This window comes from Bradyrhizobium sp. SZCCHNRI1009 (assembly GCF_032487575.1).
Taxonomy (GTDB): domain Bacteria; phylum Pseudomonadota; class Alphaproteobacteria; order Rhizobiales; family Xanthobacteraceae; genus Bradyrhizobium.
The window spans coordinates 162399-182681 of record NZ_JAUEUL010000004.1 but is presented as its reverse complement, the minus strand read 5'-3'; the positions used below and the strand labels follow the sequence as shown (position 1 = coordinate 182681).

Genomic DNA, 20283 nt, shown 5'->3' with positions numbered 1-20283 from the left:
CTGGCACTGACAAGCTGGCGACATGGCCCTTACCCTCGAAACCCGCGACCTCACCATCCGTTTCGGCGGTCATGTCGCGGTCAACAGCGTCAGCTGCAGCTTCAGGCCGGGCGAGCTGACCGCCATCGTCGGCCCCAACGGGGCCGGCAAGACCACCTATTTCAACCTGATCTCCGGCCAGCTGACGGCCTCCTCGGGCTCCATCCTGTTCGACGGCCGCGACATCACCAGTCTCTCGGCACCCCTGCGCACCCGCGCCGGCTTGGGACGCGCGTTCCAGCTCACCAACCTCTTTCCCAATCTCAGCGTCGAGGAGAACGTGCGGCTCGCTGTGCAGGCACAGAGCGGCGTGCACTATGACCTGCTCCGCCCCTGGATGGCGCGACGCGACCTGATTGCGCGAGCGGACGCGATCCTCGACCAGGTCGCGCTCGGCGGCCGCCGCAGCGTCACCGCAACGACGCTGTCGCATGGCGACCAGCGCAAGCTCGAAGTCGCGCTGATGATGGCGCTGGAGCCGAAGGTTTTCATGTTCGACGAGCCGACGGCGGGCATGAGCATCGACGAGGTGCCGGTCGTGCTCGACCTGATCGGCAGGCTCAAGCAGGACAAGAGCAAGATCATCCTGCTCGTCGAGCACAAGATGGACGTCGTGCGCTCGCTCGCCGACCGCATCATCGTGCTGCATAACGGCCAGCTGGTGGCCGACGGAAAGCCCGCGGAGGTGATCGCCTCGCCGATCGTGCAGGAAGCCTATCTGGGCGTCGCCCCGCGGAGCGCGGCATGAGCAAGCTACTGACGCTGTCTGCCGTCGAGACCTATATCGGGCGTTATCACATCCTGCAGGGCGTGGATTTCGAAGTGCCGGAGGGGCAGACCACGATGCTGCTCGGCCGCAATGGCGCGGGCAAGACCACGACGCTGCGCACCATCATGGGGCTGTGGCAGGCTAGGAATGGAACGATCGCGCTGGCCGGCGAACCGATCGAAAAACTGGCGACGCCCGACATCGCCCAGCGCGGCGTCGGCTACGTACCCGAGAGCATGGCGGTGTTCTCGGACCTCACCGTCAAGGAGAACCTGGTGCTCGCGGCGCGCAACGGCCCGCTCGACGATGCCCAGCTCGCCTGGATCTTCGGCTTCTTCCCTGCCCTGAAGAAGTTCTGGCTGTCTCGTGCAGGCAGCCTGTCCGGCGGCCAGAAGCAAATGCTGTCGATTGCGCGCGCGATCGTCGAGCCGCGCAAGCTGCTGCTGATCGACGAGCCGACCAAGGGCCTGGCGCCGGCGATCGTGGTGTCGCTGATCGAATGCCTCAAGGAGATCAAGCGCCGTGGCGCCACGATCCTGCTGGTCGAGCAGAATTTCCACGCCGCGCGCGAGCTCGGCGACCAGGTACTGGTGATGGACAACGGCACCATCGTCCATCGCGGCGAGATGGCCGCGCTCGCGGCCGACGTGCCGCTGCAGGAGCGCCTGCTCGGCCTCAGCCTGGAGGCGCATCAATGAGCGAGATCGCTGCGACCGAGGCACTGCCGAAACCGAAGCGCGACATTGCGCCCCTGCTGCTGCCGGTGGTGCTGGCGCTGCTGATGATCCCGCTGGTGGGATCGACGAGCTCCTGGGTGACCCTGACGGTCGCCAGCCTGGCGATGGGCATGATGATCTTCATCATGGCGTCCGGCCTGACGCTCGTCTTCGGGCTGATGGACGTGCTCAATTTCGGCCATGGCGCCTTCATCGCCGTCGGCGCCTATGTCGCGACGCTGGTGCTGCTGCCGCTGGCGAGCTGGGCCCAGTCCGACTCACTGCTGACCAACCTCGCCGTCCTCGTCCCCGCAGCGCTGCTGTCGATGGGCGTCACCGGCGCGCTCGGCCTCGTCGTCGAGCGCGTGCTGGTGCTGCCGGTCTACGGCCAGCACCTCAAGCAGATCCTGATGACCACCGGCGGGCTCATCGTCGCCGAGCAGACGCTGTATGCGCTGTTCGGTCCGCAGATCATTCCGCTGCCGCTACCCAACGCATTCCGTGGCTCCTTCATCATCGGCGACGTCGCGATCTCGAAATACCGGCTGCTGGCCATGCTGGTCGGCCTGGCGATCTTCGTCGCCATCGAGCTGGTGCTGAACCGCACCAAGCTCGGTCTCCTGATCCGCGCCGGCGTCGAGAACCGCGAGATGGTCGAGGCGCTCGGCTATCGCATCCGTCGCCTGTTCCTCGGCGTCTTCATGACGGGATCGGCGCTGGCCGGGCTCGGCGGCGTGATGTGGGGGCTGTATCGCGAGCAGGTGCACGCCTCGCTCGGCGACGAGCTCACCGTGCTGGTGTTCATCGTCGTGATCATCGGCGGGCTCGGCTCGATCACCGGCTGCTTCATCGGCGCGATCCTGGTTGCGATGGTCGCCAACTATGGCGGCTTCCTGGTGCCCAAGCTCGCCCTCGTCTCCAACATCCTGCTGATGGTCGCTGTGCTGATGTGGCGGCCGCGCGGTCTCTATGCGGTGACCAGCCGATGATGATCCTGTCCGGCGATCCGCCCCGCAGCCGTGCGCTGTCGATCCTGCTCGTCGTCATCATTCTGGCGCTGCTGGCGACGCCCTTCATCTTCCCCGGCGCCAAGGCGCTCAACGTCGCCGCCAAGATCTGCATCTTCGCGGCGCTGGTCGCGTCCTACGATCTCCTGCTCGGCTATACAGGCTCGGTCTCGTTCGCGCATACGATGTTCTACGGCATCGGCTCCTACGCGATCGCCATCGCGCTCTACGGCCTCGGCCCAAACTGGACCTCGGTGGCGGTCGCCGTCGCCGCCGGGCTGCCGCTCGCTTTGCTGCTCGCGCTCGCGATCGGGCTGTTCTCGCTGCGCGTCGAGGCGATCTTCTTTGCGACGATCACGCTCGCCATCGCTTCCGCGTTCCTGGTACTGGCGTCGCAATTGTCGTGGCTGACGGGCGGAGAGGACGGCCGCAGCTTCCAGCTGCCCGAGCTGTTGCGCCCGAGCACCGCGTTCATCGGCAAGGACTGGTTCGGCTTTCCGATCAACGGCCGCATTCTGACCTATTACCTGGTGCTGTCGGCCTGCGCGCTGATGATCCTGGCGCTGCTGCGCGTCGTCAACTCGCCATTCGGCCGCGTGCTGCAGGCGATCCGCGAGAACCGTTTCCGCGCCGAGGCGCTCGGCTATCGCACCGTCTTCCATCTCACCTACGCCAACTGCATCGCCGCGGTGATCGCCGCCTGCGCCGGCATGTTGAACGCGCTGTGGCTGCGCTATGCCGGGCCCGACACGTCGCTGGCGTTCTCGATCATGCTCGACATCCTGCTGATGGTCGTGATCGGCGGCATGGGCACCATCTACGGCGCCATCATCGGAGCTGCGATCTTCATCCTGGCGCAGAATTACCTGCAGGCTCTGATGGGGATCGCTTCGACCGCGGCTGCTGACGCCGGATTGCCGCTGCTGCCCGGCCTGCTGCACCCCGACCGCTGGCTGCTGTGGCTCGGCCTCTTGTTCATCGCCAGCGTCTATTTCTTTCCGACCGGCGTCGTCGGCCGCCTCCGCAACAGGCCGGGTGCGGCGCGCTGAGCTGCAAGTACCCTTAAAATTCTGCGCAACGGCGCCGCCGCAGCCTCTGCCGCACGGTATTCGCATGCAGAAATTATCGTTTGCCGCGAAGTTTCGGCGCGCGCCTTAAGCGACGGCTAACCGCATTTCCTAACCGGTCCGGCACCAGTGCCTTGTTATCAAGCTGGCTTGCAACAAGTCATTTCCTCCCGGGTCGATCAAGGCATGCAAGGCGCAGCAGATACGTCAGGGACCGGTAGCGAGCCGGAACGGATTGGCACGTCCCTCTGGCGCGGTCCGGTGCCATGGCTGATTGCGTGCGGAGCGCTTCTCATCGCAGCCATCGTCATCGGGACGATCGTCATGGCCAGCGGCTTTCGGGCGCGTGCGATCGCCAACAACGAGCGCGAACTCGAGAACACCGTGCTGCTGTTGAGCCGGCATTTCGCGCAGCAGTTCGAAGATGCGGAGACCGCGGTATCGCACGCGATCGGCCGCATGCAGCTCGCGTCGATCGCTTCGCCGGAGGCATTCCGGGCCGAGATGGCAAAGCCCGAGATCAGCGAGATGCTGCGCTCTCAGGTCAATGGCCTGTCCTATATGGGTGACCTCACGATCGTCGACGTCGACGGCAATTTCGTGAACTGGTCGTCCAACGACCCGCTGCCGGCCATCAACGTCGCGGACCGCTCCTACTTCAAGGACCTGCAATCGACATCGCGGCCGGACAGCTTCGTGATCCTGCCGGTCATGAGCCGCGTCACCGGCGGCTGGGCGACCATCGTCGCGCATCGCCTGAACGGCGCGAACGGGGAATTCCTCGGCTTGCTGACCCGCCGGGTGGATCCGCACACTTACGAGACGTTCCTGGAATCGATGGCCCTCGGGAAGGGCTCTTCGATCATGCTGGTCCATTCCGACGGCGCCGTGCTGGCGCACTACCCGCACGCCGAATCCCTGATGGGCGCCAGGATCGGGAACGACGAGTTGCTGAAGGGCGTCGCCGAGAGTGGCCTGCGCACGACCCTGCTCACGAGCTCCGTCGACAACCTGGAGACGATCGCGTCGGCTTCCAGGATCGGGCGCTTCCCGCTCGTCATCTCGGCCAACAGGCCGGTCGACGCCGCGCTCGCGGACTGGCGATCGCAGATGGTGCTGCTCGTGGGTGCGGCGGTGCTTGCGATCGCGGTCATCGCCGTGACGTTCAGCCTGATGATCCGGCAGATCGTGCGGCAGGGGCGTGCGGCAACGCGTCAGCTGGAGACCGAGAAGGAAAGGGTCGAGACTGCGCTGGACAACATGACGCAGGGGCTGATCTCATTCGACGCGAATGCATGCGTCGTGATGTTCAATCAGCGCTTCATCGACCTGCTCGGCCTGTCCACGGACGTGATCAGGCCCGGCGCCCATCTCAGCGAAGTCATCGCGCACTGCAAGGCGCGCGGATCCTTCAACGGCGACGTGACCGACCTCTGCGCCGACATCATCGACAGAGCCGCGGCAGGCGGCACGTCGCAGATGATCGCGGCGGGCGGAGCCGGCCGCTTCTTCAACATCATCGACAAGCCGCTGGCCTCGGGCGGATGGGTCACGACGATCGAGGACATCAGCGAACATCGCAGGCTCGAGCAGGAGCGCGACCGCAACTACGCATTCCTGCGCGAGATCATCGACCACATCCCGTCGCACATCATGGTCAAGGACGTCCGCGACCGCCGCTATGTGCTGGTCAACCAGTCGACCGAGCAACGCTTCGGCGTGCCGCGCGAGGAGATCGTCGGCAAGACGGCGTTCGACCTGCTGCCGCGATCGGTCGCGGAAAAGGTGACCGCGGACGACGACCGGGCTCTGGAGCAGTCGGACGGGCTGTTTCTCGCCGAACACCCCTGGCAGAGTCCGGGGCTGGGATTGCGTTACATCACGTCGCGGCGCATCGCCGTCGCCGACGATGCGCGCGAGCCGCGCTATCTGATCAATGTGATCGAGGACACCACGGAGCGGCGGCTGGCCGACGAGAAGATCGCCCATCTCGCCCATTTCGACGCATTGACCGAGCTGCCGAACCGCGTGCTGTTCCGGGAGCGCATCGACGAGGAGCTGGAGCGCGCGCGTCACGGCACCTTCTTCGCGCTGCTCTACATCGACGTCGACGAATTCAAGGGAATCAACGATTCGCTGGGCCATCATGTCGGCGACGAGCTGTTGAAGACGATCGCGCGCCGCATCGAGGGCTGCCTCGCGCCGGAGGATATGGTGGCCCGGCTCGGCGGCGACGAATTCGCGGTGCTGCTGACCACCGTCGCGGACCGGGACGCGGTCATCGTGGCCGTGAAGGAGGTTCTCGAGGCCATCCGCGAGCCCTATCGCTGCCTGGGTCACCAATTGTCGACCGATGCCAGCATCGGCATCGCGCTGGCGCCGCAGGACGGCGTCGAGCGCGACCAGCTGACCAAGAATGCCGATCTCGCCATGTATGCCGCCAAGGCCGGCGGCCGCCGCACTTTCCGGTTCTTCGAACCGTCGATGGACGAAAACGCGCGCGCGCGGCTGCAGTTGCAGCAGGATCTGCGCCGGGCGATCACGGAAGGCCAGTTCGAGCTGCACTACCAGCCGCTGCTCGGCTTCAGCGAGAACATCATGACCGGCTGCGAGGCGCTGCTGCGCTGGCGTCATCCGGAGCGCGGCATGGTGCCGCCGCTCGACTTCATTCCGCTCGCCGAGGACACCGGGCTCATCAACGAGATCGGCGACTGGGTGTTGCGCACCGCCTGCGCCGAGGCCGCGCATTGGCCCGCCGGCATCCGCATCGCCGTGAACGTCTCGCCCGTGCAGCTCAAATCGCCGACCCTGGCGCTGCGGATCGCCGGCGCGCTGTCGGCGGCCGGACTCGCGCCCGAACGGCTCGAGGTCGAGATCACCGAGGCGGTGCTGATCAGCGACGACGACGTCGCGCTCGGCATCCTGCACCAATTGCACGACATGGGCGTGCGCATCGCGCTCGACGATTTCGGCACCGGCTATTCGTCGCTGAGCTATCTGAAGCGGTTTCCGTTCGACAAGATCAAGATCGACCGCTGCTTCGTCAGCGACATCGGCGCCGGCAGCTCGTCGGCGATCGTCCAGGCGGTGGTCAGCATCGCCGCCGCCAGCAACATGACGACCACGGCCGAGGGCGTCGAAACCGGAGCGCAGCAGACGGCACTGCGCCAGCTCGGCTGCACCGAGATGCAGGGCTACCTGTTCAGCGCCCCGAAGCCGGCGGCCGAGCTGCGCAAGCTGTTCGCTCCGGACGCGGCGGCAGGGAGCCTGCAGGCCGCCGGCTGAGCCGGCTTTCCGGCACCCTCAACGCCGGCCGCCCCGGCCGAGCCTGCGGCGCGAGGCCACGCAGATTTCGGCGCCTGGCCCGCTACCGGCCTTGGCGCCGCGTTCCTATATCCGGAGCGGCAACAACGGAGTTGGCAGGTCGTCATGCAGCCGGTTTCCATGCTTCTGAACATCCTCTGGATCCTGTGCGGCGGCGCCTACATGGCGTTCGGGTGGCTGGTCGCTGCGGTCGTGATGGCGATCACGATCGTCGGCCTGCCCTGGTCCCGCGCCGCCTTCAACATCGCCGCCTATACGCTGCTGCCGTTCGGCTCGCGCGCGGTCCGCCGCGACGAGCTCACGGGCATGGAGGACGTCGGAACCGGCGTTCTCGGCCTGCTCGGCAACATCATCTGGTTCGTGCTGGCCGGCTGGTGGCTGGCGCTCGGCCACCTCCTGACCGCAATCGTGCTCGCGGTGAGCATCATCGGCCTGCCCTTCGCCTGGGCCCATCTGAAGCTCGCCGGGCTGGCACTGTGGCCGATCGGCAAGACCATCGTGCCGGCGTAAGGCGGGGCGGCAGGAGCGGCTGGGCCGAGCGACCCCGCGGAATTGCCTCGCGGCGCGAGCGGCCGTCCGCCCGGTCCGGGAGCATCCAAGGCCGTTGCCGTCGCCCAGGCAATCGGCTAAACGATTGGCCGTACGCACCCGTAGCTCAGCTGGATAGAGCGTTGCCCTCCGAAGGCAAAGGTCACACGTTCGAATCGTGTCGGGTGCGCCAGCCCTATTCCGGTCTCGCCCGCGTCTGGTCTCAGCCGCGCACCACGCCGGCCCGCGCCTTCAGAAACTCGCGCGCGACGATCAGCTTCTGCACTTCGGTCGCGCCTTCGTAGATGCGCAGCGCGCGGATCTCGCGGTAGAGGCTCTCCACGATCTCGCCTTTGCGGACGCCGCGGCCGCCGAACATCTGCAGGGCGCGGTCGATGACGCGTTGCGCGGTCTCGGTCGCGGTGAGCTTGGCCATCGCGGCCTCGCGGGTGGTCGGCAGCTTCTGGACGTCGCGGCGCCAGGCCGCGCGATAGGTCAGCAGCGCCGCGGCGTCGGTATCGGTCGCCATCTCGCCGAACGCGGCCTGCGTCATCTGCAGGTCGGCCAGCGCGCCGCCGAACATCTGCCGGCTCGAGGCGTGCGCCTGCGCCTCGTCGAGCGCGCGGCGGCCGAAGCCGAGGGCGGCAGCCGCCACCGATGAGCGGAAGATGTCGAGCGTCTGCATCGCCAGCTTGAAGCCGCCGCCAGGCGCGCCGAGCCGGCGGCTGGCCGGGATGCGGCAATTCTGCAGGCGGAGCGTCGCCAGCGGGTGCGGTGCGATCACCTCGATGCGCTCGGCAACGGAGAAACCGGGATCATCGGGAAACACGACGAAGGCGGAGATGCCGCGCGCGCCGGGCGCCTCGCCGGTGCGGGCGAACAGCGTGTAGACGTCGGCGATGCCGCCGTTGGAGATCCAGGTCTTCTCGCCATCGAGCACGTAGGTATCGCCGTCCAGCCGCGCCGCGCAGGCCATCGCGGCGACGTCGGAGCCCGCCTCCTTCTCGGACAACGCGAAAGCGGCGAGCCATTCGCCGGCGCGCACCTTCGGCAAGACACTGGCGCGCAGCTCCGGCGAGCCGCCGAGCGCGATGGCGCCGGAGCCGAGGCCCTGCATGGCGAAGGCGAAATCGGCCAGACCGTCGGCATAAGCGAGCGTCTCGCGCGACAGGCAGATCGCGCGCGAGTCGATCGCGCCGGCATCCGCATCGGGCGCCACGACGGCGCTGTCGAGCAAGCCTGCGGCACCAAGCGCACGCACGATCTTGCGGCAGGCGGTGTCGACGTCGCCGTGATCGACCTCGTCGAGAACGCCCGAGCCGACGAAGCGGTCGAGCTGGTCGCACAGGGCGCGGTGACGCGGCTCGAAGAACGGCCAGTCGAGCCAGTCGCGGGGGATCACCTTCGCCGATGCACTCATGACAAAACCTGTCCGCCAATTATTTTAAGTATAAAATAATTCGCGGACGATCGATCTGTCAAGCTTGCGGCGGCCGCACGCGCCGCCGCATTCGCTCACTCCGCCGCCTTGCCGAGCCTGCCGAAAGCGCGCGTCGGCGCCGGGAAGCCGCAGGAGGTGCCGTCGGTGATCTTGACCTGATCCTCCCAGGGCAAGCGATAGGTGCCGGCGACCATGTCATGCATGAAGGTGTAGGGACAATCCATCGCGCCGCCCTTCACCGCGACATAGCCGCGGTGCCAGAGCTGATAGATGTTGTTCTCGACGCCCCAGTTGATGCGCGCCTCGCGCACGAGATCGGGGCGCACCTCCGCGGTGATGATCTCGTCGGCGCGCCCCGTCGTGCCGTGCGCGATGATGCTGCCGTCGAAATTGACGATCATGCCCTCGCCCATCGAATCGAACGAACCGTCGGAGCCGCACATGCAGACATTGGCCGTCACCATCAGGTTCTGGAACGCGTTGGCCTGGTTGGTGAAGCGCCAGCTGTCGCGGATCGGCGCGGTGTAGCCGGCGGTGCGGATCATGATCTCGGCGCCCTTGTAGGCGCATTCCCGCGCCATCTCCGGGAACATGCCGTCATGGCAGATGATGAGTGCGATCTTGGCGCCGCGCGGTCCCTCGATCACGGGGATGCCGAGATCGCCGGGCTCCCACGGCTCGACCGGAATCCATGGATGCAGCTTGCGGTAATACAGCTTGATGTCGCCGTGGTCGTCAATGATCAGACCCGAATTGTAGGGATTGCCGTCGGGGTTGTGTTCCATGATCGAGAAGCAGCCCCAGATCTTGTTGTCGATGCAGGCCTGCTTGAACGCGGCGACCTCCGGCCCGTCGAGCCGGCACATGATCTCGGGATTGGTGTCCATCGACAGCCCGTGCAGCGAATATTCCGGGAACACCACGAGGTCCATGGTGCCGAGATTCCGCCGGGCCTTGCCGACCATCCAGACGATCTTCTCGGTCTGCCGCGCGAGGTCGTCCTTGGTCACGACGACCGGGAGCTGCAGCTGCACCAGGCCGATGACCACGCCGTTGTCGGATTTATTGAGACCGCCTAACCCGTTCATGCCGGACCTCCCTGGTGTCGCCGCTGCTCGAGACGTTGCCCAAGACAACCACGATTTCACGAGAGCCGCGCGCCGATATTTCAGCCCGCCATTTGCCGCTTGCGGAGGCAGCGGCCGCCGGCGTTTCGAGAGTCAGACGACGGATGATCGTTGCAGGCGCGCTTGGAACCGCGTCAGCGCGCGGCCGAAAACGGCCGCCTCACCGGTTGCGCGCGACAGCACCAGTGCACCCTGGATGCCGAGCACCACCTCCTCGGCGCCGTCGGCGGCCTGTGCCGCCGGCCAGCCGTCGCGGATCAGCGCATCGCGCAAGGCCTCGATCCAGCTCGTGAAGTAGCTGGCGATGGCGGCGGCGAAGCGATCCCGCGTCTCGTCGAGCGCGAACGCCCCGACCAGGCAGACGCGGCGGCCGGAACGGAAGTAGTCGTCGACGCCGCGCCACATCCGCGCGATCGACTGCTCCGGCGGATCATCGCGCAGCGGCGCATAGATCTCGCGCTCGAACCAGGCGTCGACATGCGCCAGCACCGCGCGCGCCATCTCGTCCTTTCCGCCTGGAAAGAAGTGATAGAGGCTGCCTTTGCCCAGTCCCGTCGTCTCGGTGATCCGGCTGAGCGAGGTGCCCTCGAAGCCGAATTCGCGGAACACCTCGGCAATCAGCGGGACGACGTCGGCGCGCTCGTTGAGCGTCCGCATGGCTCTCCCTGCTTCAAAGTCCCAATTCGGTCAGGCCGGGATGATCGTCCGGCCGGCGCCCGAGAGGCCAGTGGAATTTGCGATCGGCCGCCTTGATCGGCAGGTCATTGATGCAGGCGTAGCGACGCTGCATCAGCCCCTGCGCATCGAACTCCCAGTTCTCGTTGCCGTAGGAGCGAAACCAGTTGCCGCTGTCGTCGTGCCACTCATAGGCGAAGCGCACCGCGATCCGGTCGTCGCTGTGGGCCCAGATCTCCTTGATCAGGCGGTAGTCGAGCTCCTTGGCCCATTTGCGGGTGAGGAAGGCGACGATCTCGGCGCGGCCGGTGATGAACTCTGCGCGATTCCGCCACCGGCTGTCGGGCGTGTAGACCAGCGACACCCGCTCGGGGTCGCGGCTGTTCCAGCCATCCTCGGCCATGCGCACCTTCTGGGTGGCGGTCTGCAGCGTAAACGGCGGGGCGAGAGTGCTCACGGGACATCTCCTTGTATACCATTCGGAATACTATGTACCGATCGGTACAAGCCGTCAAGCCGCGCATGTTAAAGAGAGCTCCCGGCACAAGCTCAGCCGTAAGCAATCGGATCGACGCGGCGCCCACCATGCTTGCGGTGCCCGTTTACCGAATGTGTGTGTCGCGACAGTGAGAACCCTTGTGTGCTCAACGGAAATTCGATGATCTGCTAAGGGAACCGGCCGAGCCGCGGGGGCGACACGGTCCGTCGGCTACATGTTTTGGGGAAATCGGACATGTCGATGCTCACGCCGCATGGCGAGTGCCTGCTGTGGACACCTGAGCTGATATGGGTGAATACGGTGTCCGACATCCTCACCTCGTTCGCCTTCTTCACCATTGCGTTCGTGCTTGCCTTCATCGTCTATCGCCGCCGCGACTTTCAGTTCAGCTACATCTTCTGGGCCTTCGCGTTGTGGGTGTCCTTCTGTGGGATGACGCGGCTGATCGAGGTGCTCACGATCTGGGTTCCAGCCTACAGCCTGGAGGCGGCCACCAAGGGCTTCCTGGCCTTCATGTCGGTCGGCATCGCCGCGGCGCTGCTGTTGATGCTGCCGCGGGTCCTGACCATGCCGTCCCGCGCCGAACTCCGGAACGCTTATGCACAGCTCGAGGAGGAGACGCGGCAGCGCCGCACCGCGGAAGCCATGGTCAAGCGCTTCCAGGAGATCGAGGCCACCGAGGCGCAGGTGCGGCAGGCGCAGAAGATGGAGGCGATCGGCCAGCTCACCGGTGGCGTCGCGCACGACTTCAACAACATCCTCACCGTGATCACGGGCACCATCGAGATCCTGGCCGAGGCGGTGAAGGACAGTCCGCAGCTGGTGCAGATCACCAGCCTGATCAACTCGGCCGCAGCGCGCGGTGCCGACCTGACCAAACACCTGCTGGCCTTCGCCCGCCGCCAGCCGCTGCAGCCGCGCAGCGTCGACATCAACGGCATGGTCGTCGACACCGCGCGCCTGCTGCGCCGGACGCTCGGCGAGCAGATCGAGATCGAATCCATGCTGGCGCACGATTCGGCGCCGGCCATGATCGACCCGAGCCAGCTGTCGACCGCGATCCTGAACCTCGCGCTCAACGCGCGCGATGCCATGCCGAACGGCGGCAAGCTGACCCTGGAAACCAAGAACGTCCTGCTCGACGCCGCCTATGCGCGCATGAACCCTGAGGTGATCCCCGGCAACTACGTGATGATCGCGGTCAGCGACACCGGCGAAGGCATTCCCGCCAATCTGCTCGACAAGGTGTTCGAGCCGTTCTTCACCACCAAGGACGTCGGCAAGGGCGTCGGCCTCGGCCTCAGCATGGTCTACGGCTTCGTCAAGCAATCCAACGGGCACATCAAGATCTACAGCGAGCCGGGGCACGGCACCTCGGTCAAGCTGTACCTGCCGCAGGCCAATGCCGACGCCGACGCGGCACTGTCGACCATGAGCGCCGAGGGCATGGAGCGCGGCGACGAGACGATCCTGATCGTAGAGGACGATTCGCTGGTGCGCGAATATGTCATCGCCCAGATCAAGCGGCTCGGCTACACGACGCTCGCGGCCAGCAAGGCCGACGAGGCGCTGGCGCTGATCGACACTCACGCCCGCATCGACCTGCTGTTCACCGACATCATCATGCCCGGCGGCATGAATGGTCGCCAGCTCGCGATCGAGGCGCTGAAGCGGCGCCCGAACCTCAAGGTGCTCTACACGTCGGGCTATACGGAGAACGCCATCGTCCATCATGGGCGCCTCGATGCCGGCGTGCTGCTGCTCACCAAGCCCTATCAGAGCGCCGACCTCGCCCGCATGATCCGCACCGCGTTGAACGCGTGATCAGCCCCGATTCCCGAGGCGAATGATCCGCCTCGAACGCGGGCGCGTTTCCAGGCCGAGGCGCGCGCGACCGCCTGCTGAATTGAGGGACTTGAATGGGCAAGACGTTCGGACGCTGGCTGGCCGCCGTACAGGCCTATGCATCGGCCGATGATGCGCGCTCCGACATTGCCGCCAAGGTGGCGCTCGTCATCGTCTCCAACCAGCCGTTCTACCCGCTGTATCTCCACGCCATCGCAGGCCGCGCAGCCTGGCCGGCCTGGCTGACGCTGCTCACGACGCCGTTGTTCGCGGCCGTGCCCGTGCTCGCGAAGCGCCAGCCGTTCGCCGGCCGCGCCCTGATGGTGCTCGCCGGAACTGCCAACACCGTGTTCTGCGTCAAGCTGTTCGGCGCCCAGAGCGGCGTCGAGCTGTTTCTGATTCCCTGCGTGTTGCTGGCCGCGCTGCTGTTCAAGCCCGTGGAGCGCCTGCGGTCCTTGCCGCTGCTCGCGTTGCCGTTCGTTTGCTATCTGCTGATCGATTCCCGGCTCGGCGATCCGGTGATGAGCGTCGTGGATCTCAACTACGCCTCGCTGATCGCAATCAACGCGATGAGCGTGGGCGCGCTGTCCGCCTTGATCGGCCTGCTCGCTGCGGCGCGCATGGCACCGGAGTGAGATGCAGCATACGGCGCCGTCCGGATGAGCGCAGCGAAAATGCTTTGCCGTGATCCGGCGCTACGCTGCAGCCATCTGCCGGTGCGACGACTTGTAGGAGGCCCCACGATGGCTGACATTGAAGTTCAAGTTCGCCGGCGGCTGTGACGGTGCCTGGCGGGCGAGGAAGTAATCCTCGAGCTCGGCGACCGCGCGGCCTTCCCATTCGGCAGCCTGCGCCAGCAGCGAGTCGCGCTGATGCGGACGGAACGCCGCGGTCTGGCGGTACAAGGAGGCGATGGTACGATAGCGCCGCACGTTCTCGAGAACCGCTTCCCCATTCATCATCATGATGATCTCCCCTCTCCGTCCCCCAGGACGGGCTGAAGGTGCACGCATGCAATTTGCGAAATCGTTAGCGGGCGCGATGGAGCGTGCGGATGGTTGGCGAATCGTTGACTAACGCGATGCGTCGAATTGTCCCGATCGTCGATCGACGACGGTATCGATCGACCGCCTCCCCGCCGCACGCTCGAATTTACAACGACTTAAGGTTAAGGACGCACTCGCATAAAGTGACGTCGTCACAGATACTTACACTCACGAGTGTTGTAGTTGAACTACAGCCTAATAGGCCGAATTGTGAGAAATCCTTGTCTCAATGTTGCTGATATTCATTGAGGATTGTGACCGATGAAAACCCTTGCCTCCGCCGTCTCTTTGCTCCTCGCCAGCTCGCTCGGCGCATTCGCCGCGGATCTGCCGGCCCGCTACACCAAGGCGCCTCCCCCGGCCGTGATCTACAATTGGACCGGCTTCTACTTCGGCGGCAGCGTCGGCTATGGCTGGGGCCGGTCGAACTTGAACACGACGCTGGACCAGACCAGCAGCTGGGCGGTCGAGGGCGCCGCCTTCCAGAATCAGTTCGTCAACATCAGCAACAACCGGCTCAATCCGGCTGGCGTGCTCGGCGGTCTGCAGGCCGGCTACAACTGGCAGAGCGGCGCCGGCGTCTTCGGCATCGAGGCCGACATCAACGGATCGGACCTCAACAAGCGGACGGTCTACACGGCGGCCAACCCGCCCACGACCCGCACCTTCAACGAGAGCATCCGGAACGACTGGTTCATGACCCTGCGCGGCCGCGCCGGCTACGCGGTCGATACGACGCTGTTCTACGTCACTGGCGGTCTCGCCGTCGGCAACGTCAAGGGCAGCTGGGATCTGACCTCGGCCAACGGCTACACCAAGACCGCCTCGGCCAACGAGACGCGGGTCGGCTGGACGGTCGGCGCCGGTGTCGAGCATGCATTTGCGCCGAATTGGACGGTCAAGGCGGAATATCTCTACACCGATCTCGGCAGCATCAACTACACCTCGGCCTACGTCCCGGGCAGCACATTCGCTCCGCCCGGCTCGAACTACGTCGAGCGCCTGTCGCAGGATTTTTCATTCCACACGGTGCGGGTCGGCGTGAACTACAAGTTTGGCGGCCCGGCGGTCGCGCGCTACTGATCGCCGTCATCCATACCGATGCCGTTCAAGGAAAAGCCTCGGCCCGGTGCCGAGGCTTTTTTGTTGGGGTCGAGGGCGGGCTCAGGCCGCCGCGATCGCCGCCCGGAAGCGGCGCAAGGTCAACGCCAGGACCACCGCGCCGATCGCCGCCACCGCGACGAATTGCGGCCATACGACATCGATGCCGGCGCCGCGATAGAGGATCGACTGGGCGAACGACACGAAATGCGTCGAGGGCGACGCCTTCATGATGGTGGCGAGCCACTCCGGCTGGCTTTCCACCGGCGTCATTCCGCCCGACAACAGGTTCATCGGCACGGCCACGAGGATGTAGAGCAGGCCGAGCTGCGGCATTGACCGCGCGATGGTGCCGAGAAACAATCCGACGGCGGTCGCGAAGAACAGATAGAGCACGGTGCCCACCATGAACAGCGGGATCGAGCCCATGATCGGCACGCGCAGATACCACCGCACGACGGCGTAGAGCGCGATGGCGACGGCGACGGCGATCACCAGCGCATTGGCCCATATCTTGGACATCGCGATCTCCAACGGAGACAGCGGCATGACCAGCAGATGGTCCATGGTGCCATGCTCGCGCTCGCGCACCAGCGCCGCGCCGGCCAGGATGATCGCGAGCATGGTGACGCTGTTGATGATGCCCATCACGCCTTCGAACCAGGCGGTTGTGACGTTGGGATTGAACGCGATCCGCGTCACCAGGTTGACCGGGGAGGACGAGGACGTCTCCGAGCGGGCCACGAACCAGGCGACCTCGGTGTTGATGATCTGCAGCGCATAGCCGGATCCGATCCCCGCCTGGATCATCGCGGTCGCATCGACGTTCACCTGCACAGATGGCTTGCGCCCCGCCAGGACGTCACGCTGGAAATTCGGCGGGATGTCGAGCACGAACGTGAAGCGGCCGTTGTTCATCAGCCGCTCCACCTCGCTCTGGCTGATGTAGACCGGCGGCTGGAAGTAAGGCAGCTGGAATACGCTGGCGATCCGACGCGACAGCTCGGAGCTGTCCTCGTCGACGACGGCGATCGAGGCGCGATGCAGCTCCTGCGAGCTGCTCTGCGCCTGGCTGATCACCGCCACCGTAAACGAATAGATCACGAGCCCGATCAGCACGGCGTCGCCGAACAGGCTGCGCAGCTCCTTGGTTCCGAGCCAGAACACGTTGGAGAGCGAGCGCATCATCGCTCAGGCCTCTTGCTTCGGCAGCATCGCCAGGCTGAACCCTGTCAGGACGGGAATGAAGATCAAGAGGATCAGGATATCGGCGCCGACATCGGCGAAGCCAAGTCCCTTGGTGAAGGTGCCGACCGCAATCGGGCGGTAGTAGGTCATCGGGAACACCATGCCGATCAGCTTGGCCACGCCGGACAGCGACGACACCGGGACCAGCATGCCCGAGAACTGCGTCGCCGGCAGCACGGTGAGGATCGCGGTGCCGAACAGCGCCGCGATCTGGGTCCGGCAAAAGGTCGAGATCAGCATGCCGAAGCCGGTCGTGGTGATGACATAGACCAAGGTGCCGACCATCAGCGGCAGAAACGCGCCCTTGAGCGGGACCCGGAACAGGACCATCGCCATCACATACATCAGCGCGAAGTTCGCCAGCGCGACCGCGATGTAGGGCAGTTGCTTGCCGAGCAGGAATTCGAGCCGCGTCACCGGCGTGACATAGAGATTGGTGATCGACCCCAGCTCCTTCTCGCGGACCACCGCGAGCGCCATCAGGATGGCTGGAAACAGCGCCAGCAACAGCGCGATCGTGCTCGGAGCCATGGCGTAGATGCTGTCGAACGCCTGGTTGTACTTGAACCTGATCTCGACATTGACCGGCGAGGCCGGCAATGGCTGCGTCGTCTTGACGGCGGGATCGGACAGATAGAGCTGATGCGTGCCTTCGAGATAGCCCCGGATGGTCTCGGCGCGGAACGGCATCGCGCCGTCGATCCAGGCCGACACGAACGCGGGCCGGCCGCGCTTGATGTCGACGCCGAAGTTCGGCGGGATCTCGATCGAGGCCTTGATGTCGCCGCTCTTCATCCGCCGCTCGAGCTCGGCGTAGTCGGCGAGCGGCGGCCGCTCGACGAAGTAGCGCGAGCCTCTGAGCTCCGCGAGATAGGCGCGGCTCTCGGGCGACTGGTCGCGGTCGAGCGCGGCGAAGGTCAGGTTGTTGACGTCCGTGGAGATGCCGAAGCCGATCACGATCATCAGGAACGCCGTTCCGAACAGCGCGAACATCAGACGGATCGGGTCACGGATCAGCTCGAGACCTTCGCGGATCGTATAGGCCAACAGCCGCCGCAGGCTGACGGCGCCCCGCCGTCGCTCCTCGCGCGGCCGGTCGGCGGGCTTTGGATCGGGCCTCGCCTGGGTCAGCGTGACCGGCGGATCGGCGACACCAGCGTCCTGCTCGAGGAAGGCGATGAAGGCCTGCTCCAGCGTCTGCGCGCCCTTGGCGCGGATCAGGCCGTCCGGCGTGTCGGTCGCCAGCACCCGCCCCTCATGCATCAGCGACAGCCGGTCGCAGCGCGCCGCCTCGTTCATGAAATGCGTCGAGACGAAGATCGTCATCTCGTCCCGGCGGGACAGCTCGATCAGCAGGCGCCAGAACTGATTGCGCGCCACCGGATCGACGCCCGACGTCGGCTCGTCGAGGATCAGAAGATCCGGCCTGTGGACGATCGCCACCGCGAGCGACAAGCGCTGGCGGATGCCGAGCGGAAGATCGGCCGCGAGGCCGTCGATGTGATCGGTCAGGTCGCAGCGCTCGACCAGCTCGGCAATGCGCTTCTCGGCGGCGTCGCGCGGCAGATGGAACAACCGCGCATGCAGCACCAGGTTCTGCCGCACCGTGAGCTCGCCATACAGCGAGAACGCCTGCGACATGTAGCCGACCCGGCTGCGTGATTCGTGATTGCCGGCCTCCATGGAGCGGCCGAAGATCAGTGCCTCGCCTTCGGTCGGCGGCAGCAGCCCCGTCAGCATCTTCATCGTCGTGGTCTTGCCGCAGCCGTTGGAGCCGACGAAGCCGAAGATCTCGCCCTTGCGGATCTGGAAGTTGACGCCGTCGACCGCGGTGAAATCGCCGAAGCGGCAGGTCAGGTCGCGCGCGACGATCACGGTCTCGTGGCTGCCGTCGAGCTCGGTCTTGGCCGGCATCTCGGCGCGGTCGCGCGCCGAGCGGTCGGGCAGCAGCGCGACGAACGCATCCTCGATCGAGGCGGCCTGCGTCTGCGCCTTGAGCTCGGCCGGCGTACCGGTCGCGAGGATGCGCCCGTCGTTCATCGCGATCAGCCAGTCGAAACGCTCGGCCTCCTCCATATAGGCGGTGGCGACGATCACGCTCATGCCCGCCGCGCTGCGCGCGCGCAGGCGGTCGATCAGGTCCCAGAACTGCCGCCGCGACAGCGGATCGACGCCGGTGGTCGGCTCGTCGAGGATGAGAAGATCGGGATCATGGATCAGCGAGCAGCAAAGGCCGAGCTTCTGCTTCATGCCGCCGGACAGCTTTTTCGCCGGCCGGTCGGCGAAATCGGACAGCGCCGTCGCCTCCATCAGTTCGGCGATGCGCCAGTCGCGCTCGGACCGCGACTGGCCGAACAGCCGGGCGAAGAACGCGATATTCTCGCGCACGCTGAGATCGGGGTAGAGATTCTTGCCGAGGCCCTGCGGCATGTAGGCGATCCGCGGACACACCTGCGTGCGGGCGCGCCGGTCGGCCATGTCGGCCCCAAGCACGCGCGCCTGCCCGGCCTGGATCGCACGCGCGCCGGCCAGGATCGACAGCAGCGACGACTTGCCGACGCCATCCGGGCCGATGAGGCCGACCACGCGGCCGGCGGGAATGTCGATCGAGACGTTGTCGAGCGCGATCACGTCGCGATAGCGCTGCGAGACGTCCCTGACCATCGCGACCGGAGACGCATCGCCGATCATGTCGGCCATCATGGCGCTGCTTGCAGACGCGCCGGCCATGCGACGTCGGGATTCCACCGGACATACGCCACGCCGGGCAATCCGCTCCTCACGGCATCGGCATGTGCGGCCAGCCTGTCCTGATCGACGCGCACACGGATGCGAAACATCAGCTTGTCGCGCTCGCTGCGGGTCTCGACGGTCTTCGGCGTGAACTGCGCCTGGCTCGCCACGAACGACACTTTCGCCGGGATCGGACGATCCGGATAGGCATCGAGCACGATCCGCGCGTCGGTGCCGATCTTGACCTTGCCGACCTCCTCGGTCGGCAGGAACACGTCCATGTAGACATAACCGATGTCGAGCATGGTGAAGATCTTGCCGCCCGCGGCGAGGACTTCGCCGACATTGGCGAGACGATATTGAATGCGGCCGGGCTTTGGCGCGATCAGTGAGTTGTCGGCGATCTGAACGGTGTAGAGCGCGACGTCGTGACGGACCGCTTCGAGCCCGCGTTCGGCTTCGAAAATCCGCGCCTGCGCGCCGGCAAGGCCGGCGGTCGCAGTGTCGAGCGCCTGCTGGCGCTGATCGGCCAGCTCCCGTGTGGTCCAGCCGCTCTGCAGCAGGCTGCGGGTGCGCTCCATCTCCTGCTCGGCGAGCGTCTTCTGCGCCTGCAGTTGCGCGAGATTGGCACGGGCCTGATCGACCACGTGCTGCGCCTGCTCGGCCTGGGCCTGCGCCTTCGACAGCGACTGCTGCAGCTCCTTCGTGTCCATCCGCGCCACGATCTGCCCGGCCTCGACGCGATCGCCGATATCGGCGCGCAGCTCGGCGACACGGCCGGCATATTTGGTCGCGATGTCGATCTCGTCAGCCTCGATGCGGCCATTGCTGACGCTGATGCCGAGGGGCAGCGGCGGATGCAGCCGCTGCCACCAGACGTAGCCGCCACCACCGGCCGCCCCGACGGCAAGGAGGAGCACGAGAAGCGGCCACACTGCCCACCTGCGCCGCGGCTGATGGGACACAGGAACCGGCATCGCCGGCGTGGGAACGACGGCTGCGGTTTCAGCACGGACGCGCTGAACGGGCCGTTCGTCGCCGGCGAGTTGCGTGTCCTGTGGATCCATTCCGAAAAACCTTCTCCGCTGAAGCATGGCGCTCGTTTGCCATAGGCGCGG

General features: G+C 65.9%; 17 protein-coding genes and 1 tRNA gene. 10 read left to right on the top strand and 8 right to left on the bottom strand.

The window, feature by feature from the left end; all coding sequences use genetic code 11:
- The first annotated feature begins 22 nt into the window (after positions 1–22).
- The 7 genes from QX010_RS09905 to QX010_RS09875 all read left to right on the top strand — a co-directional run bounded on the left by QX010_RS09905 (position 23) and on the right by QX010_RS09875 (position 7643).
- Positions 23–787, top strand: coding sequence for an ABC transporter ATP-binding protein (locus QX010_RS09905; RefSeq protein ID WP_316179140.1), 765 nt, complete (start codon positions 23–25; stop codon positions 785–787).
- Entirely contained in the window at positions 784–1506 is a 723-nt protein-coding gene (locus QX010_RS09900) for an ABC transporter ATP-binding protein (protein ID WP_316179138.1), read from the top strand. Before QX010_RS09905 ends, QX010_RS09900 begins: the two co-directional genes overlap by 4 nt.
- On the top strand, positions 1503–2513 hold the full coding sequence (locus tag QX010_RS09895) for a branched-chain amino acid ABC transporter permease (protein WP_315803853.1): 1011 nt from the start codon (positions 1503–1505) through the stop codon (positions 2511–2513). Before QX010_RS09900 ends, QX010_RS09895 begins: the two co-directional genes overlap by 4 nt.
- Positions 2510–3580, top strand: a complete 1071-nt coding sequence (locus QX010_RS09890; RefSeq protein ID WP_316179136.1) for a branched-chain amino acid ABC transporter permease — start codon at positions 2510–2512, stop codon at positions 3578–3580. The genes QX010_RS09895 and QX010_RS09890 overlap by 4 nt, the downstream gene beginning before the upstream one ends.
- 204 nt (positions 3581–3784) lie before the next feature.
- Complete coding sequence (locus tag QX010_RS09885) at positions 3785–6883, top strand: EAL domain-containing protein (protein WP_316179134.1); 3099 nt, start codon at positions 3785–3787, stop codon at positions 6881–6883.
- A gap of 144 nt (positions 6884–7027) precedes the next feature.
- Positions 7028–7432, top strand: a complete 405-nt coding sequence (locus tag QX010_RS09880; protein ID WP_315756821.1) for a YccF domain-containing protein — start codon at positions 7028–7030, stop codon at positions 7430–7432.
- A gap of 134 nt (positions 7433–7566) precedes the next feature.
- Positions 7567–7643: transfer RNA gene (locus QX010_RS09875), tRNA-Arg, on the top strand.
- Positions 7644–7673: 30 nt separating this feature from the next.
- On the opposite strand, the gene QX010_RS09870 is transcribed toward QX010_RS09875, so the two are convergent.
- The 4 genes from QX010_RS09870 to QX010_RS09855 all read right to left on the bottom strand — a co-directional run bounded on the left by QX010_RS09870 (position 7674) and on the right by QX010_RS09855 (position 11150).
- Entirely contained in the window at positions 7674–8870 is a 1197-nt protein-coding gene (locus tag QX010_RS09870; protein ID WP_316179133.1) for an acyl-CoA dehydrogenase family protein, read from the bottom strand.
- Positions 8871–8965: 95 nt separating this feature from the next.
- Positions 8966–9979 carry a formamidase gene (locus QX010_RS09865; protein ID WP_315803859.1) on the bottom strand — a complete coding sequence of 338 codons (1014 nt, stop codon included), beginning with the start codon at positions 9977–9979 and terminating at the stop codon, positions 8966–8968.
- 132 nt (positions 9980–10111) lie between these two features.
- Complete coding sequence (locus tag QX010_RS09860; protein ID WP_316179131.1) at positions 10112–10675, bottom strand: TetR/AcrR family transcriptional regulator; 564 nt, start codon at positions 10673–10675, stop codon at positions 10112–10114.
- 13 nt (positions 10676–10688) lie between these two features.
- Complete coding sequence (locus QX010_RS09855) at positions 10689–11150, bottom strand: nuclear transport factor 2 family protein (RefSeq protein ID WP_315803861.1); 462 nt, start codon at positions 11148–11150, stop codon at positions 10689–10691.
- A gap of 276 nt (positions 11151–11426) precedes the next feature.
- On the opposite strand from QX010_RS09855, the gene QX010_RS09850 reads away from it, so the two are divergent.
- Together QX010_RS09850 and QX010_RS09845 are read left to right on the top strand one after the other, a co-directional pair.
- Entirely contained in the window at positions 11427–13016 is a 1590-nt protein-coding gene (locus tag QX010_RS09850; RefSeq protein ID WP_316179129.1) for an ATP-binding protein, read from the top strand.
- Between the two features lie 95 nt (positions 13017–13111).
- Positions 13112–13672 (top strand): hypothetical protein, encoded by a 561-nt coding sequence (locus tag QX010_RS09845; RefSeq protein WP_316179128.1) that lies wholly within the window; start codon positions 13112–13114, stop codon positions 13670–13672.
- 60 nt (positions 13673–13732) lie between these two features.
- Here QX010_RS09845 and QX010_RS09840 read toward each other — a convergent pair whose 3' ends face one another.
- A complete protein-coding gene (locus QX010_RS09840) occupies positions 13733–14002 on the bottom strand; it encodes a hypothetical protein (protein WP_316179126.1) in 270 nt (89 codons plus the stop codon).
- 342 nt (positions 14003–14344) lie between these two features.
- On the opposite strand from QX010_RS09840, the gene QX010_RS09835 reads away from it, so the two are divergent.
- The gene (locus QX010_RS09835; protein WP_316179125.1) at positions 14345–15166 is read left to right on the top strand and encodes a porin family protein; all 822 of its coding nucleotides are present in this window, start codon (positions 14345–14347) and stop codon (positions 15164–15166) included.
- 81 nt (positions 15167–15247) lie between these two features.
- On the opposite strand, the gene QX010_RS09830 is transcribed toward QX010_RS09835, so the two are convergent.
- Genes QX010_RS09830 through QX010_RS09820 form a run of 3 tightly spaced genes read right to left on the bottom strand, consistent with a single transcriptional unit; the run spans position 15248 to position 20232 of the window.
- Complete coding sequence (locus QX010_RS09830; protein ID WP_316179123.1) at positions 15248–16372, bottom strand: ABC transporter permease; 1125 nt, start codon at positions 16370–16372, stop codon at positions 15248–15250.
- A 3-nt stretch (positions 16373–16375) separates the two neighbouring features.
- Positions 16376–19123: a ribosome-associated ATPase/putative transporter RbbA gene (gene rbbA / locus QX010_RS09825; protein ID WP_316179418.1), complete on the bottom strand. Its 2748-nt coding sequence runs from the start codon at positions 19121–19123 to the stop codon at positions 16376–16378.
- 8 nt (positions 19124–19131) lie between these two features.
- A complete protein-coding gene (locus tag QX010_RS09820) occupies positions 19132–20232 on the bottom strand; it encodes an HlyD family secretion protein (protein WP_410051937.1) in 1101 nt (366 codons plus the stop codon).
- Positions 20233–20283 lie beyond the last annotated feature (51 nt).

What these genes read in the sequence shown, in the direction of transcription:
- QX010_RS09850 (WP_316179129.1), top strand. Translation starts at nt 11,427, where the DNA reads ATGTCGATGCTCACGCCGCATGGCGAGTGCCTGCTGTGGACACCTGAG.
- QX010_RS09830 (WP_316179123.1), bottom strand. Translation starts at nt 16,372, where the DNA reads ATGATGCGCTCGCTCTCCAACGTGTTCTGGCTCGGAACCAAGGAGCTG.
- QX010_RS09895 (WP_315803853.1), top strand. Translation starts at nt 1,503, where the DNA reads ATGAGCGAGATCGCTGCGACCGAGGCACTGCCGAAACCGAAGCGCGAC.
- rbbA (WP_316179418.1), bottom strand. Translation starts at nt 19,123, where the DNA reads ATGATCGGCGATGCGTCTCCGGTCGCGATGGTCAGGGACGTCTCGCAG.
- QX010_RS09870 (WP_316179133.1), bottom strand. Translation starts at nt 8,870, where the DNA reads ATGAGTGCATCGGCGAAGGTGATCCCCCGCGACTGGCTCGACTGGCCG.
- QX010_RS09865 (WP_315803859.1), bottom strand. Translation starts at nt 9,979, where the DNA reads ATGAACGGGTTAGGCGGTCTCAATAAATCCGACAACGGCGTGGTCATC.
- QX010_RS09860 (WP_316179131.1), bottom strand. Translation starts at nt 10,675, where the DNA reads ATGCGGACGCTCAACGAGCGCGCCGACGTCGTCCCGCTGATTGCCGAG.
- QX010_RS09900 (WP_316179138.1), top strand. Translation starts at nt 784, where the DNA reads ATGAGCAAGCTACTGACGCTGTCTGCCGTCGAGACCTATATCGGGCGT.
- QX010_RS09905 (WP_316179140.1), top strand. Translation starts at nt 23, where the DNA reads ATGGCCCTTACCCTCGAAACCCGCGACCTCACCATCCGTTTCGGCGGT.
- QX010_RS09820 (WP_410051937.1), bottom strand. Translation starts at nt 20,232, where the DNA reads ATGGATCCACAGGACACGCAACTCGCCGGCGACGAACGGCCCGTTCAG.
- QX010_RS09880 (WP_315756821.1), top strand. Translation starts at nt 7,028, where the DNA reads ATGCAGCCGGTTTCCATGCTTCTGAACATCCTCTGGATCCTGTGCGGC.
- QX010_RS09845 (WP_316179128.1), top strand. Translation starts at nt 13,112, where the DNA reads ATGGGCAAGACGTTCGGACGCTGGCTGGCCGCCGTACAGGCCTATGCA.
- QX010_RS09835 (WP_316179125.1), top strand. Translation starts at nt 14,345, where the DNA reads ATGAAAACCCTTGCCTCCGCCGTCTCTTTGCTCCTCGCCAGCTCGCTC.
- QX010_RS09885 (WP_316179134.1), top strand. Translation starts at nt 3,785, where the DNA reads ATGCAAGGCGCAGCAGATACGTCAGGGACCGGTAGCGAGCCGGAACGG.
- QX010_RS09890 (WP_316179136.1), top strand. Translation starts at nt 2,510, where the DNA reads ATGATGATCCTGTCCGGCGATCCGCCCCGCAGCCGTGCGCTGTCGATC.
- QX010_RS09840 (WP_316179126.1), bottom strand. Translation starts at nt 14,002, where the DNA reads ATGATGATGAATGGGGAAGCGGTTCTCGAGAACGTGCGGCGCTATCGT.